Source organism: Methylobacterium sp. J-043 (genome assembly GCF_022829505.1).
Lineage (GTDB): Bacteria > Pseudomonadota > Alphaproteobacteria > Rhizobiales > Beijerinckiaceae > Methylobacterium > Methylobacterium extorquens_A.
The window spans coordinates 42,596-56,901 of record NZ_JAKSYB010000034.1 but is presented as its reverse complement, the minus strand read 5'-3'; the positions used below and the strand labels follow the sequence as shown (position 1 = coordinate 56,901).

General features: G+C 67.9%; 8 protein-coding genes. 4 read left to right on the top strand and 4 right to left on the bottom strand.

The window, feature by feature from the left end; all coding sequences use genetic code 11:
• Nucleotides 1-2 precede the first annotated feature (2 nt).
• Nucleotides 3-1,739 carry a glycosyltransferase family protein gene (locus tag MKK50_RS06940; protein WP_499021323.1) on the bottom strand — a complete coding sequence of 579 codons (1,737 nt, stop codon included), beginning with the start codon at nt 1,737-1,739 and terminating at the stop codon, nt 3-5.
• Nucleotides 1,740-2,335: 596 nt separating this feature from the next.
• Between MKK50_RS06940 and MKK50_RS06935 the strand changes: the two genes are divergently transcribed.
• Complete coding sequence (locus tag MKK50_RS06935) at nt 2,336-3,517, top strand: mechanosensitive ion channel family protein (protein WP_499021321.1); 1,182 nt, start codon at nt 2,336-2,338, stop codon at nt 3,515-3,517.
• Between the two features lie 66 nt (nt 3,518-3,583).
• Here the strand turns inward: MKK50_RS06935 and MKK50_RS06930 are convergent, their stop codons facing one another.
• Entirely contained in the window at nt 3,584-4,363 is a 780-nt protein-coding gene (locus MKK50_RS06930) for a DsbA family protein (RefSeq protein WP_499021320.1), read from the bottom strand.
• 313 nt (nt 4,364-4,676) lie between these two features.
• On the opposite strand from MKK50_RS06930, the gene MKK50_RS06925 reads away from it, so the two are divergent.
• Both MKK50_RS06925 and MKK50_RS06920 read left to right on the top strand, forming a co-directional pair.
• The gene (locus tag MKK50_RS06925) at nt 4,677-5,720 is read left to right on the top strand and encodes an HD-GYP domain-containing protein (protein ID WP_301288787.1); all 1,044 of its coding nucleotides are present in this window, start codon (nt 4,677-4,679) and stop codon (nt 5,718-5,720) included.
• Between the two features lie 138 nt (nt 5,721-5,858).
• Complete coding sequence (locus tag MKK50_RS06920) at nt 5,859-7,022, top strand: pyridoxal phosphate-dependent aminotransferase (protein ID WP_499021318.1); 1,164 nt, start codon at nt 5,859-5,861, stop codon at nt 7,020-7,022.
• A 172-nt stretch (nt 7,023-7,194) separates the two neighbouring features.
• Here MKK50_RS06920 and MKK50_RS06915 read toward each other — a convergent pair whose 3' ends face one another.
• Both MKK50_RS06915 and MKK50_RS06910 read right to left on the bottom strand, forming a co-directional pair.
• Complete coding sequence (locus tag MKK50_RS06915; protein WP_499021317.1) at nt 7,195-8,637, bottom strand: sulfatase family protein; 1,443 nt, start codon at nt 8,635-8,637, stop codon at nt 7,195-7,197.
• 242 nt (nt 8,638-8,879) lie between these two features.
• Entirely contained in the window at nt 8,880-12,020 is a 3,141-nt protein-coding gene (locus tag MKK50_RS06910) for an Rne/Rng family ribonuclease (RefSeq protein WP_499021315.1), read from the bottom strand.
• Nucleotides 12,021-12,968: 948 nt separating this feature from the next.
• On the opposite strand from MKK50_RS06910, the gene MKK50_RS06905 reads away from it, so the two are divergent.
• On the top strand, nt 12,969-14,294 hold the full coding sequence (locus tag MKK50_RS06905; RefSeq protein ID WP_499021591.1) for an N-acetylmuramoyl-L-alanine amidase: 1,326 nt from the start codon (nt 12,969-12,971) through the stop codon (nt 14,292-14,294).
• Nucleotides 14,295-14,306: the final 12 nt, after the last annotated feature.

The following is a 14,306-nucleotide window of genomic DNA, read 5'->3' as shown; positions in this document are numbered from 1 at the left end:
CACTAGCTCCAGGCAACGAAATCATCGTTGAACATTTTTGGAAACCAGACACTGGCGTGACCGACCGATGTGTACAATTGGAGACGCTCGCGATCCCAGACGAATTTACTGTCGTCGAAATCAGCTTCGTAGTGTACGTGCCACCCTTTTTCCATTCGCTCTTTCTCGAATCGGGGGAGCCTTTCCAGCGTAATCTTACGTCGAGCGTGGCTCACGGAGCGAAGTGCATAATGTTTGCGCGGGAGGCGCAGGGGATAAGCTTTGATACCGCCGAACTGCACACAATGTCCGGCTGAACTGGCGAGATCCACAACTGTATCGGGCTGAACCCAAGCCTTTAGTTGGCTCGCATATCCGGGCTTGTCACTGAACTCGAAATAGTCGAAATGCGCTTCGATATCAGGACCGGGCTCCGATCGGTCGATCGGCCTGAAGTCGAACATGCGCATGTTGACAGCATTATACCCGAGCGAGGCTATCGCCTGCAGCATCGATGCGCAGGTGGAATTGCCGACAAGCGAGGTGGTTATCTCGTCGCTGTCCTGATGAAGGATCCATCGGCCAGGAAATTGGCTGGCGATTACCTGCTTCCGGCTGAGGATGCCGTGCCAGTCGTACTGATCGCTCGGCCCGGCGGATGGGAATCTCTCGATTCCGTCGATATAGGGCGTCAGATCGGATGCTGAAGCCAACTCACTGATGATCTCGTAGGTCGCGTCAGTCGACCAGTTATCGATCAGCCATAGCGAGAGACCTTCTCTCACAGCGGCACGAAGCACGGCCTCGATACAATCAGCATCGTTGTACATAGCAATAATGGCAAGTGGGCGACGCGCGTCCTTTCCTCTGTCTTCGCCGATGCGGTAGATCAGCTTATCGAGGTAGATGTAGCGGTTAAAAATCTCCTTTGTTCCGAAATAGTCGGAATAATTTACGAACTTGAACTGCAATCGATCGATCTCGTTCGCGTGGCCGGCAGGCGAATCGTTCAAGGGCATTGTCACGCGGCGCTCGCCGAGACCGTAGGCGGTGAAATGCGCCAGCGGGCTGACGTTGTTTTGAGCGACGTCGGGATATCGGGCGTTGTAGAATTTGGTGTCGAAAAGGGGGTGGGTATCGATAGCACTCCATTTGTCGTTCGAAGACATGTAAATTTTGAGAATAGGCAGGGTTTGCCCGGAATTTACGCCAAGCGCGCTGCCGATCCGGTGCATCGAGAAAAAGGGCGACGTACTATACCCGTTCTCGGAGCCAATCTGTAAAAAGTGCTCGAGAGGAGAGCCCCCTCGTTCGGTGTGCTTCATGTATGTGCCGACATACCAATCGTTATCAAAATACATCGATGGAGAGATATTATCCCTCCAACCATCTTTGCAATAATGCTCGAATGGTTCGACATCGATGCAAAAACCTTTCTTTTCCGCCTCATGAATATAGTATCCGATATCGAACATGACATGAGGACACAGTCCAATCCTCCACCCTCTCTTGATGTAATGCAGGAGATAGTTGGCTGGGCGTCGAGCGTGCGCTGGAAATCGTGCTTTGTAAAATTCGAGGTCGAATACGCCATCAGTGCCGATTTTTGATTGCCGCTCAGACCGCCGGTATGAACGTGCAGCTTTTAGCCTGCCCTCGTGAGGCAAATTCTTTATCAAGCTGAATGAGTTGAAGACTGCGCTGCTTGCCAGCAGCCGGATATCTTCATTTTTTACAATGATGGACAACAGTCTTCTCATCGACGGTCGAGTCTCCACAAGGATGTCTTCGGCGCGAACGGTCTCCGAAAGTTGCGCCTGCGCTGCGGCGTCGCTTCGCCACCTGCTGACCGGTGACCGGGTGGGGCTACGTCAAGACTGATCTCGTTGCGGCCGAAGCGACACTCCAACGAAGCATCGATATGCATCGCTCAATCGCTCATCTCGCCATGAAGAGGATACACCCGAAAGCTCAAAGCAACAGAACATGAGCACAAGTGATATCCTGAAATATTTGATGCCATCGTCCACTTTTATCGATGAGTGCCAGCGCTTTTCACATGACGTGAACCCGCCACCATAAATCTCTCTAAGGTTGGCTTTCCAGGCAGAAGCCGCGCGGTTAGCAACTTAAAAGAACGCTCAGGGTGTCGAACGTCTCGTGCTGCCACGCAGAAGGACCGCGTGCCGTTGTGTTGGCGCTTCAGCGCTCGCGGATCGGGCCCGCCGGTTGCCGGCGCCGCGCCTCGGTGCCGCGGGGCATGCAATAAGGGCGGTGGCGGGAGAGTAGCTGCACCATTGTGCAGTGCGGAACCGTGCCTGGCAGCGATCATTGCCCCCTGACGAGGAGGTGATCGATGGCGGAAGTTCACGCATTCTTCGATCAGATGATCGGCTGGATCGTCCAATGGCCCTGGTGGGTGGCGAGCCCGATCCTGCTGGCCGGCTGCTGCGCGCTGGTGCTGCCCCTGCACGGGGCGGCCTACCGCTTTGCGCAGAGGGCGGTGAGCGGAAAGAGCCTGTTCTGGCGCTCGCTGGTGTCACGCACCCGAGGGCCGAGCCGGCTCGCGCTGCTGGTCATCAGCTTGGCACTAGCGGTCTCCACCGCGCCGCTGACGTGGCAGATCCGGCTCGTCCTCAATCAGGTGCTGCTCGTCGCCTTCGTGACGCTCGCGGGTTGGACCTGCGCCACGGCGATCCACATCGCCACCGTGATCTACCTGCGCCGGTTCAAGCTCGATGCGGAAGACAACCTGCTCGCCCGCAAGCACTTCACGCAGATGCGTATATTGGAGCGGGCGGCGCTGACCTTGGTCGCCCTCGTCACCGTCGCCATCGCGCTGATGACCTTCGAGCCGGTGCGGCAATACGGGGTGAGCCTGCTCGCCTCGGCGGGCGCGGCGGGGCTGATCCTCGGGCTGGCGATGCAGCCGGTGCTCTCCAACCTCGTGGCGGGCATCCAGATCGCCATCACCCAGCCGATCCGGATCGAGGACGCGGTCATCGTCGAGAACGAGTGGGGCTGGGTCGAGGAGATCAACGCGACCTACGTCGTCGTGCGGCTATGGGACTGGCGCCGCCTCGTTCTGCCGCTGACCTACTTCATCCAGAAGCCGTTCCAGAACTGGACCCGCGACGGCGCCTCGCTGATCGGCTCGGTGTTCCTCTACGTCGATCACAGGGCACCGATCGAGGCGATGCGCAAGGAACTGCGGCGCATCGCCGGGGCGTCCCGGCTCTGGGACGGCAACGTGGTCAACCTGCAGGTCTCGGACGCGCGGGAGAGCGGGATCGAGCTGCGGATGCTGGTGAGCGCCCGCAACGCGCCCCAGACCTGGGACCTGCGCTGCGAGGTGCGCGAGAAGATGATCGGCTTCCTGCAGAAAGAGTATCCTGGCGCCCTGCCGCGCCAGCGCGCGGAATGGGTGAACCCCGATCCGCCCCCTGCCGGCGGCCAAGCCGCGCTGCAAGCCGGCAACGAGCCCGGCATCCGCGGCGAGCGCCCGCTCCGGAGCGATCCCCGCGCCGCGGCGGCCTGAACGAGAAAGGGCCCGGTGCGGATCGATCCGCACCGGGCCCTTCTTCTGTCCGCCGAGGGTGGCGGCTCAGCAGCTCGCGTGGCCGCACTGGCGGATGTCGCTGATGGTCTTGCGCATCGGCTCGACGCCGACCGCGCCGGGCAGGATCTCGTCGCCGATGACGAAGGCGGGCGTGCCCGACAGGCTGAGCTTGTCGCCGAGGCCGACATTCTCGGTGAGCGCGGCCTTCACCTCCGGCCCCTGCGCATCCTTCTTCAGGCGCTCCACGTCGGCACCGAACTCACGCGCCACCGCGATCGCCCGCTCGCCGTTGATGCGGCCCTTGGTCTCGAGCAGCTTGGCGTGGAAGTCGAACATCTTTTCCGGCTTGATCTGCATCTTGGCCGCGAGCGCGATCCGGCTCGCCTCCAGCGACTCGGCGCCGAGCACGGGGAAGTCCTTGAGCACCACGCGCAGCTTCGGATCGGACTTGATCAGGGCCTGCACGTCGGTGAAGGCCTTGCGGCAATAGCCGCAATTGTAATCGAAGAACTCGACCACGGTGACGTCGCCGTTCGGGTTGCCGGCGACGATGCCATGGGGCGAATTCGTCAGCGCCTCGCGCGACTCCTTCAGCGCGGCGGCCTGGGCGAGCTTCTGCGTCTCCTGGGCGCGGTGCTCGCCCTCGGCGATCGCCTCCTGCAGGACGTCGGGGTTCTTGACGAGGTAGTCCTTGACGATTCCCTCGATCGCCTTGCGCTGGGCGTCGGTGAAGGGGGCGGCGTCCTCCGCGCGGGCGCCCACACCCGCACCGAGCGCAAGGCCGCCGGCGAGGGCGAAGACGGAAACGGAGCGGAAGAGCTTCATCGATACCTCGAAATGCGTGGCGGGGACGAAATCCCGGCCGGGACCATCGACAAGGCGCTCCAACCGGCCCCGCCGACGAAACTATGGCACAGCGCGCGCCCCGCGCCGATCCGAATCTGCCCGGACGGAAAGCCGCCCCCTGAAGGGTCTCGCGCTGTTCCTGCTCCCGGGCTGCGGCGATTTCGCGGCGCCCGCCCTCTGGCGCGGTTGCGGGATCGAAAGTCGTTCAGTCTTAGCACTTTGCTAAATGATACACTTCAAGTTCCAAGCCAGCCGCGATGCCGCCGGGATAGGCGAAACGGGGAGGGTGAGCTTGATCGTCGTGCTGAGCGACCGCCCGGATCGTAGCCAACCCCTGGTCGAGGCCGTGCGCGCGGTCGCCGAGTGCCGGGTCGTCGGCACCGACGAGACGTGGGACCGGATCGGGTTCGTCCGCGGCGTGATCGCCGACATCACCCTGACCCGTCCCGAAGCCAAGCGCTGCCTGCGCCTGCTGGCAAACCGCCCCGCGCGCACCCGCACACCCCTCATCTGCCTGACGCGCGGCAACGGGCAATCCGCCTTCACCGAGGCGCGCAACCTCGGCGCCACCCTGTGCCTGTCGGCGCTGGCCGAGCCGCGCATGGTGGTGGGCTCCCTCGTGCGCGAGGTCTGGCCCGAGAAGTCGGTGGCCGACCTCGTGGTGACCCGCGAGGCCGAGCGGGCGGGCACGCTGATGACGCGCCTGTTCGAATCGGCGCAGACCGGCCCGATCGACCTGTCGAGCGTGGAGCGGGGCATCGCACCGGTGCTCGACGCGATCCACGAGGGCGGCCTGTCGCGCTGGCTCGACGAGGTGTGGGCGCATGACGACGTGACCTTCCAGCACTGCCTGCTGGTCTCCGGCGTCGTCGCCGCCTTCGCCCAGAACCTCGGCCTCTCCGCCGCGGACAAGCAACTCATGACCCGCGCCGCGCTGGTGCACGACGTGGGCAAGTCGCGCATCCCGCTCGTCATCCTCAACAAGCCCGGCCGGCTCGACGACGACGAGCGTGCCGTGATGCAGACCCACGCGCCGGTCGGCCACGAGATCCTGACGGCGTCCGGCGGCTGCGACGCGGTCACGCTCGCGGTGACGCGCCACCATCACGAGATGCTCGACGGCTCGGGCTACCCGGACAAGCTCTGCGCCGACGCGATCGGCGACCCCGTGCGGCTGCTGACGATCTGCGACATCTATGCCGCCCTGATCGAGCGGCGCCCCTACAAGGCGCCGATGTCGAGCCGCGACGCGCTCTCGATCCTGTCGGGCATGCAAGGCAAGCTGGAGGGTGGGCTGGTGCAGGCCTTCGGCCGCGCGGTGCAGACGGTGCCCTGAGGCTGCCACGCATTGCCGCGGACGGATCCATAGACACCGAGCGCCGCTCGGCGCGCAGGCGGAACCCGCCGGTTGAGCGGGGGACCGGCAGGGTCTACCTGACCGGGGTCTTGCCTCTCCCGTGAGGAGCCCCAGCCCGTGAGCCCCGATCCCGCCCTCTCGCGCCGTGCCCAGGCCGTCGCGCCCTTCCTGGCGATGGACGTGATGGCCGCCGCTGGCGCGCGCGAGCGGCGCGGCGAGGGCGTCGTCCACATGGAGGTCGGCCAGCCCTCGGCCCCGGCGCCGCGGGCGGTGATCGCGGCGGCGCAGGCCGCGCTCGCCGACGGGCGCATCCCCTACACCGAAGCGCTCGGGCTTCCCGCTTTGCGCGCGCGCATCGCCCGGCACTACGCCGAGACCTACGGCGTCAGCCTCTCGCCGGAGCGGGTGGTGGTGACGACGGGCTCCTCGGCGGGCTTCGTGCTGGCCTTCCTCGCCCTGTTCGATGCGGGCGCCCGCATCGGCGTGCCCCGCCCCGGCTACCCGGCCTATGACGGCATCCTGCGCGCCCTCGACCTGATCCCGCAGCCGCTGACCCTGCGCGCGGAAGACCGCTATGCCCCGACCCCCGCGCTGGTGCGCGCGGTCCATGCGGCGCATCCCCTCGCCGGCCTGCTGGTGATGAGCCCGGCCAACCCCTCCGGCACGGTGATCGCGCCCGCCCGCCTCGCCGAACTCTGCGCCACGGCGCGGGCGCTCTCGCTGCCCTTCATCTCCGACGAGATCTATCACGGCCTCAGCTACGGCGTGCCCACGGCGACTGCGCTGCAATTCGACGCGAACGCCCTCGTCATCAACTCCTTCTCGAAATTCTACTGCATGACCGGCTGGCGGATCGGCTGGATGGTGGTGCCCGAGGCGTTGGTCCGCGGAATCGAGCGGCTGGCGCAGAACCTCTACATCTCGGCGCCCTATCTCTCGCAGATCGCAGCCCTCGCCGCCTTCGACACCCTCGACGAGATCATGGCGATCCGCGAGGGCTATGCGCAGAACCGCGCCGTGCTCCTCGACGCGCTGCCGGGGCTCGGCTTCACCGATATCCACCCGGTGGACGGGGCCTTCTACCTCTACGCGGACATCGCCCGGCACACCGACGACGCGAGTGCCTTCTGCCGACGGATGCTGGAGGAGGCGGGTGTCGCCGCAACGCCCGGCCTCGACTTCGACCCGGAACAGGGCAGCCACCACATCCGCTTCTCGTTTGCTGGCTCGAACGCGGACTGCGCCGAGGCGGTGGCGCGGCTGAAGGGATGGCTCGGATAACCGATCGAGCGACGTTCCGCGGCCAAGCGGTGGCGCGAGAGGGAGACCCCTCTCATACCAAATCCGGTCGATCCCTTCGGGATGGCGGATTTGGACGTCGCTCAGTCGCCGCCCGGGCTGGCTGATCCGGTCCCCGCTTGGATCAAGCGGGGACCGGATCACTCCGACGCTCTCAGCGCGGCGTCTCCCCGGCGGTGGCCGGCGGGGGTGGGGTGCGCGTCGGCGTCTGCACGCCGAAATGATCGGCGAGCTGGCTCCCGTCATAGGTCTCGGAGAAGGTGTCCGGCTTCTCCGGCAACATGGTCTCGTTCCAGGTCTGCCAAGCGGCCTGGAGGCGGGAGAAATCCTCCGGCCGGCGGCTCTTCAGGTTCGCCCGCTCCATGGGATCGGCGGCGACGTCGAACAGGAAGGTGTTGTCGCGAATCTTGAGGTACTTGAGGTCGCCATCCCGTAGGGCGGCCTGCGCGTTGGCCCGGTAGCGCCAATGAAAGTGGCGGGGACGCTCGGGCGCCTGCCCGGTCAGGATCGGCAGGAGATCGATCCCATCGGAAGGGCAGGCCGGATCGGGTGCGGCACCGGCTGCGGCGAGGAGCGTCGGCAGCCAGTCCATGGTGATCGTCGCCTGCGTCGAGACGGCGCCCTGGGGCAGGCGGCGCGGCCAGGAGACCAGCGCCGGAATCCGCAGGCCGCCCTCCAGCAGCTCGGTCTTGCGCCCCGTGAACGGCCATGTGTCGGAGAAGCGCTCGCCGCCGTTGTCGCTCGTGAACACCACGACCGTGTCCTGCGCCACGCCCGCGGCGTCGAGGGCGTCGAGCACACGGCCGATCTGGGTGTCCATCTCGGCGACGATGCGCCGGTAGGTCTCCTGGGTGCCGCCGTCGAAGTGACGCAGGTTGCTGCCGGCGATGCGGTGCGACTCCGCCGCGTCGTCCGGCGTCTCCCAGGGCCAGTGCGGCGCGTTGAAGTGCAGGCTGAGGAAGAACGGGCGCCCGCCGCGGGCGAGGGCCGTGACGGTCTCGACCGCGCGCTGGCCGAGGAGATGCGTGACGTAGCCGGACTGCTCGACCGGCACGTCGCCGTCCCACAGGTCCGGCTTGTCGTCGGTGCCGCGGTGGCTGAAATAATCGATGGTACCGCCGCGAAAGCCCCAGAAGGTGTCGTAGCCCCGCTGGAGCGGCCCGTATTCCTGCACGCTGCCGAGGTGCCACTTGCCGACCAAGGCCGTGCGGTAGCCGGCTCGGCGCAGGAGACCGGGTAGGGTCGGGTGATCCGACGGGATGCCGCCGGTAAAACGGGTCGTCACCGGCTCCTGAAGGCCGACCGGCAGGCGGTACTGGTAGCGCCCGGTGATCAAGGCCGTGCGCGTGGCCGAGCAGACCGGCGAGTTGGCGTAGCCCTGAGTGAAGCGGATGCCCCGTGTCGCGATCCGGTCGATATGCGGGGTCGCGAGATCCGGCCGGCCGTAGCACGCGACATCGGCGTAGCCGAGGTCGTCCGCCATGATGAAGACGATGTTCGGCTGCTGCGCCGCCCGCGCCTCACGCCTCGCCGTCATCACCGCTGCCGTGCCGGCTGCTGCACTCCGCAGCACCCGCCTGCGCGTCATGTTCGCCATGTGATTCCCCGTCGTTCGGGGGATCTGTAAACCAACGCATGTTGGCTGGCAGCCGTGCGGCCTGTCAGTTCCAGCGCCTCTGTCAGCACCCATCAGGCTCTGGCCGAAAGCCGGCCCGGCGCTGCGCGGGCTCGTCCTTCAGGAGCCGGTGATAGCCCCGGTCGGCGAAGCGGGGCCCGGCAAACCGGGCCCCCCGTCTCGATTGCGCAATGTGCGCGGGATCCGCGATCCCGCGCCGCGTCTCACTCGCCCGACAGCGCCGCCTTGGTGCGCGACCACCAGCCCGCCCGCTTGGGACGGTTCGGGTCCGGCGGCGTCAGCACCACGGCGACGGGTTCCGGCGCGGGCTCGGCGGAGGCCGGAGCGGGGGCTGCCGCCTCGGTGGCGGCCTCCGCGAGAGCCTCGACCTGGATCGGCTCGACCTCCGGCGCGCGGACGACCGGCGGCTCGGCCGCGGCGCCGTTCTCGGCGGCGAGCGAAACCGTGCTCACGTCGGCCTCGCTGACCGGCTCCTCGGGGCCGACCGGCAGGGTGTCGGAGGCGGTCTCCTCGGGATGCGCTTCAGAATGCCCCTCGGATTCCTCCGTGGCCCGCAGTTCGCCGGCCTCGTCCGCCTCGGCGTCCGACTCGGAATCCGAACGGCCGTTGCGCTCGGTCCGGCCGCGGCCGCGGCCGCCCCGGCGCCCGCGGCGACGGCGGCGTCCGTTGGCGTCCTCGCCGTTGGCGTCGGCCGCATCCGATGCGGTCTCGTCCGGTTCGGCCGCGGCGCCGAGAGCCGCCTCGGCGGCCTCCGGCTCGGAATCGGGCGACTCGTCGCCATCCTCCGCGCCGTCCTCGCCGTCGGTCCCGTCCTCGTCCCGCGCGCGGGCCTCGCCCTCACCGGCGGTGCGGCCACCACGGCGACGGCGACGGCGACGGCCACCGCCCTCCTCGGACGCGTCGGCGGCCGGGCGCTCCTCGGAGCCGCCCTCGACTTCCGCTTCGACCTCGGTCTCGACCTCTTCGGTCTCCTGGCTTTCGATCGCCTCGTCCTCAAACTCCTCGGCCTCGTAGACCGGCGAGATCGCCACGGCGCGCACGCCCGTCACCGGGCCCTCGTGCTTCACCGCCGGCTCGCCGCGTTCGAGCTGGAAGGCGGAGGTCGCCACGAGCCGGTCGTCGGCGGAGACCGTGATCGTGACAGAGAAGCGCTGCTCGAGATCGAAGAGATGCGCCCGCTTCTGGTTGAGGATGTAGAGCGCCGTCTCGGTGCGGGTGCGCAGCACGACGTTGTGGCTCGCCGACTTGAGCAGCCCCTCCTCGATCGAGCGCAGGATGTGCAGCGCCACCGAGGAGGTCGCCCGCACGAAGCCCGAGCCGCCGCAATGGGCGCAGGGGATCGAGGAGGATTCGAGCACGCCGGTGCGGATGCGCTGGCGGCTCATCTCCAAGAGGCCGAAGGGCGAGATCCGCCCGACCTGGATGCGGGCCCGGTCGTTCTTGAGCGCCTCGTTCAGGCGCTTCTCCACCGCCCGGTTGTTGCGCTTCTCCTCCATGTCGATGAAGTCGATCACGACGAGGCCGGCCAGATCGCGCAGGCGGACCTGGCGCGCGACCTCTTCGGCCGCCTCGAGGTTCGTCTTGAGCGCGGTGTCCTCGATGTCGTGTTCGCGGGTCGCGCGGCCGGAGTTCACGTCGACCGAGACCAGCGCCTCGGTCGGGTTGATGACGAGGTAGCCGCCCGAGCGCAGGGCCACGTGGGTCGAGAACATCGCGTCGAGCTGCTGCTCGACGCCGTAGCGGGCGAAGATCGGCGTCGTGTCGCGGTAGGGCTTCACGACCTTCGACTGGTCGGGCATCAGCATCCGCATGAAGTCCTTGGCCTCGCGGTAGGCGTCCTCGCCGGAGACCAGAACCTCGTCGAGATCCTTGTTGTAGAGGTCGCGGATCGCCCGCTTGATCAGCGAGCCCTCCTCGTAGACGAGCGCGGGTGCGGTCGAAGTCAGCGTCAGCTCGCGCACGCTCTCCCACAGGCGCATCAGGTACTCGAAGTCGCGCTTGATCTCGGGCTTGGTGCGCGAGGCGCCGGCCGTGCGCAGGATGATCCCCATCCCCTCCGGCACGTCGAGGTCGGCCACCACGTCCTTGAGGCGCTTGCGGTCGGCGGCCGAGGTGATCTTGCGGGAGATGCCGCCGCCCCGGCCGGTGTTGGGCATCAGCACCGAGTAGCGGCCGGCCAGCGACAGGTAGGTGGTGAGCGCCGCGCCCTTGGTGCCGCGCTCTTCCTTGACGACCTGGACGAGGATGATCTGGCGGCGCTTGATCACCTCCTGGATCTTGTAGTGGCGGCGATAGGCGCGCGGACGCTCGGGGAGTTCGGCGAGCGCGTCGCCCGAGCCGCCGACCTGCGCGACGCGCGGCTCGCCGTCCTCGGACTCCTCGTCGTCGTCCTCGTCGTCCGAATCGTCTTCCTCGTCGTCGTCCTCATCCTCGTCGTCGGACTCGTCATCCTCCGAGTCCTCGTCGTCCGAGTCGTCGGTCTCGGCGTCCTCGTCGGAATCTGCCTCGGCTTCCTCGATCTCGGCCTGGGAGAGCGGCGCGCTGGCGGCGACGGGCTGGGGCTCGACCGTCTCTGCCTCGGCGGAATTGGCCTCGGCGGGAGCAGCCTCGGACGAGTCCGCGGTCTCTACGGGCAGGTTCGGCGCCTCGGAGATCGCGGCGATGTCGGAGGGCTCGACCGCGACGGCTTCGTCAGCAGAGGTCTCGACGCGCGCCTCGTCGGCGGAGGTGCCGGGCTCCAGCGCCGCCTCGGGCAGGCTCGCGGAGGCATCGCCGCCGGCCTCGACGGTTGCGGACGCCGCGTCGCCCTCGCTCCGCTCGTCGGTACGTCCTTCGACGAGAGCGGACCGCACCGCCTCGATCGCCTCCGGCGCGGGCGCGTCGGCGGCCTGGCCCTCACCGGGGATCGCGGCGTCTTCGGAACCCGCCTCGGACCCGGCCTCTTGCGACTTCACCGTGTCGTCGGTGCGTGAGCCGCGGGCCTCGGCCCGGCGCCCGCGCGAGCGGCGGCCGCGCGGCGGACGGCGCTCCTCGCGCTCGCGGTGCTCCTCCTCCTCGCGCGCCTCGGCCTCGATCAGCGCGAGGCGGTCGGCCATCGGGATCTGGTAGTAGTCGGGGTGGATCTCGTTGAAGGCGAGGAAGCCGTGGCGGTTGCCGCCGTACTCGACGAAGGCCGCCTGGAGCGAGGGCTCCACGCGGGTGACCTTGGCGAGATAGATGTTGCCCCTCAGAGGCCGGCGGTTGGCCGCCTCGAAATCAAATTCCTCGACCCGCGAGCCTTGGACTGTGACGACCCGGGTCTCCTCCGGATGCATCGCATCGATGAGCATCTTGTTGTTGGCCATGACGTGCTTTCGACATGGCGGCCGACGTCGTTCTCCTCACGCTCGCGCCGCTTGGTCCCGGCGGCGCCGCCCCCGGCCTGCGGGCCGGAAGGAGATGGGCGCGTGCCGGCCTCGTCGCCGAGGTCGCGGTGGATGCGGGGAGGGGATTGCCGTCAACCGCCTTGACGCGCCGGGCATCGGCGCGGTGGGGGTTGAACAGGGCCGGGGCGACGGAAGGGGCGAGGCGACGCGAAAACCGCGCGCCTTCGGCACGAGCAGCGGCAACCGATGCTGTGCGTCCTCCCATCCTGATCCGGCCTCGCGAAGATGGTGGGCCGGCGAGCGGCCCGTACAGATTTCATGGGCACGACCGCCCCGGAATGATCGGGAGGCCGCGAATGCCGTGACACCCGCCCGGATGCCGGGAGGCGCCGACTGACGCTGCTGATTCGAGCGAGGTGGGCGCCGACATGCCCCGGGCGCGCCCGGGGGCCGCCGAAGCGCCAACCCGGGAATGGGGTCGGTATCATTACAGAGTGTCGCGGGAGAATTGCAAGGGTTCCGTATGACGGGCCTCGGCACTTCGTCACGGATGCGCCATCGCCGGCGCCTTTCCGTCGCCCGACAGCCGCGCCAACTAGGGACATCCCATCCGCCGCCCTCGATCCTGAGAGAGCCGCGCCAGCGGCCTCGAAAAATCCTCCAGCCGGACGCGCAATCCCCGGAGGATCTGTCGAAGCCGGCGCTGCGCGCCGTCACCTCAGGATGAGGGGGAGGGTGGGACAGGGCGCCCCGCCAGCCCTGTTGTGCCGAACGATCTACAGCCCCCGCCTGCGGCCCCAGACAGTGTCGCCCTCGCACAACAGCGGCGCCGGGATCGGCGGGGGCGAAGTGAGGAACGGTTAACCATCTCGGCCGTATCTCGTATCGGAGGCTTCCCCGGACCCCCCGATGCCGCTTGGCCGCCCGATGCCGCACAGCACTCGCCTGCCCCGCACCGGACTCGTCCGCCCCATCGCCGCCATCGGGCTGGCGGGCGGCCTAGTCCTGGCCGTCGGTATCCTGGCCGCCAGCCCTGCGCCGGCTCAGGACGGCCCCGGCAGCCAGCAAGCCGGCGGCGCGGCGGTGGCGATCGCCGCCGAAACCGCGACGCGGGACGGCACGACCCGGCTCACGCTCACCCTGTCGAAGGCGATCGAGGCCCGCGCCTTCGTGATGGAGCGACCGGACCGGGCGGTGATCGACCTGCCCGAGGTCAACTTCCAGCTCGATCAGGAGCCGGGCAAGATGAGCGGCCGCAAGCGCGACGGCGCCATCGCCTCGTTCCGCTACGGCCTGTTCGCCCCGGGCCGCTCGCGCATCGTCGTCGATCTCGCCGGCCCCGCCGTGGTCGAGGCGATCGAGACGGTCAAGACCCGCGAGGGCGCGGTGCTGGTCTCGATCCCCTTCCGCAAGGTCGATCGCGACACCTTCCGCAAGGCGGCGGTGGCGGGCGATCCGAGCCCGGCCGCCGCGGGCAAGGCCGCGCCGGTGCGCGAGACCGCCGACACGCGCCCGCTCATCGTCATCGATGCCGGCCACGGCGGCACCGATCCCGGCGCCATCGCCGCCACGGGGGTGTTCGAGAAGGACATCGTCTTCGGCTTCGCCCAATCCTTCGCCGAACGCCTGGAAGCCTCCGGCCGCTACCGCCTCTTGATGACCCGCGACCGCGACGTGTTCGTACCGCTGGCCGAGCGGGTGCGCCTCGCCCGCGAGGCCAAGGCCGACCTGTTCGTCTCGATCCACGCCGATTCGATCTCCGCCGCGCCGCAGGTGAAGGGCGCCACGATCTATACGGGCTCGGAGAAGGCGACCGACGGCGAATCCGCCCGGCTCGCCGAGCGCGAGAACCGGGCCGACGCCGCCGCCGGCACCGAATCCGGCGAGGCGCCGGCCGATGTCGCCGACATCCTCCAGGAACTGACCCTGCGCGAGACCCGCGGCTTCTCCTCGGGCTTTGCCGGCCGGCTGATGGGCCAGCTCTCCCCGGTGATGGAGATGAGCACGAAGCCCCACCGCGAGGCCGGCTTCAAGGTGCTGCGCTCCCCCGACGTGCCCTCCGTGCTGATCGAACTCGGCTACCTGTCGAGCAAGAGCGATCTGGAGAAGCTGCAATCGGAGGAATGGCGCATGCGGGTGACGGGTTCGATGGCCAAGGCCGTTGACCTGTTCTTCTCCGGCCGGGCAACCCTCTCGCATCCCGGCCCGGTTGCGCCGCGGCGCTCGGCGGCCATCGCCCCAGTTTCACCATAGAACCGGTGTCGA

Bases quoted from the DNA above. Each gene is read 5' to 3' on its own strand.
- MKK50_RS06940 (WP_499021323.1), bottom strand. From the start codon at position 1,739: ATGAGAAGACTGTTGTCCATCATTGTAAAAAATGAAGATATCCGGCTG.
- MKK50_RS06935 (WP_499021321.1), top strand. From the start codon at position 2,336: ATGGCGGAAGTTCACGCATTCTTCGATCAGATGATCGGCTGGATCGTC.
- MKK50_RS06930 (WP_499021320.1), bottom strand. From the start codon at position 4,363: ATGAAGCTCTTCCGCTCCGTTTCCGTCTTCGCCCTCGCCGGCGGCCTT.
- MKK50_RS06915 (WP_499021317.1), bottom strand. From the start codon at position 8,637: ATGGCGAACATGACGCGCAGGCGGGTGCTGCGGAGTGCAGCAGCCGGC.
- MKK50_RS06910 (WP_499021315.1), bottom strand. From the start codon at position 12,020: ATGGCCAACAACAAGATGCTCATCGATGCGATGCATCCGGAGGAGACC.
- MKK50_RS06905 (WP_499021591.1), top strand. From the start codon at position 12,969: ATGCCGCACAGCACTCGCCTGCCCCGCACCGGACTCGTCCGCCCCATC.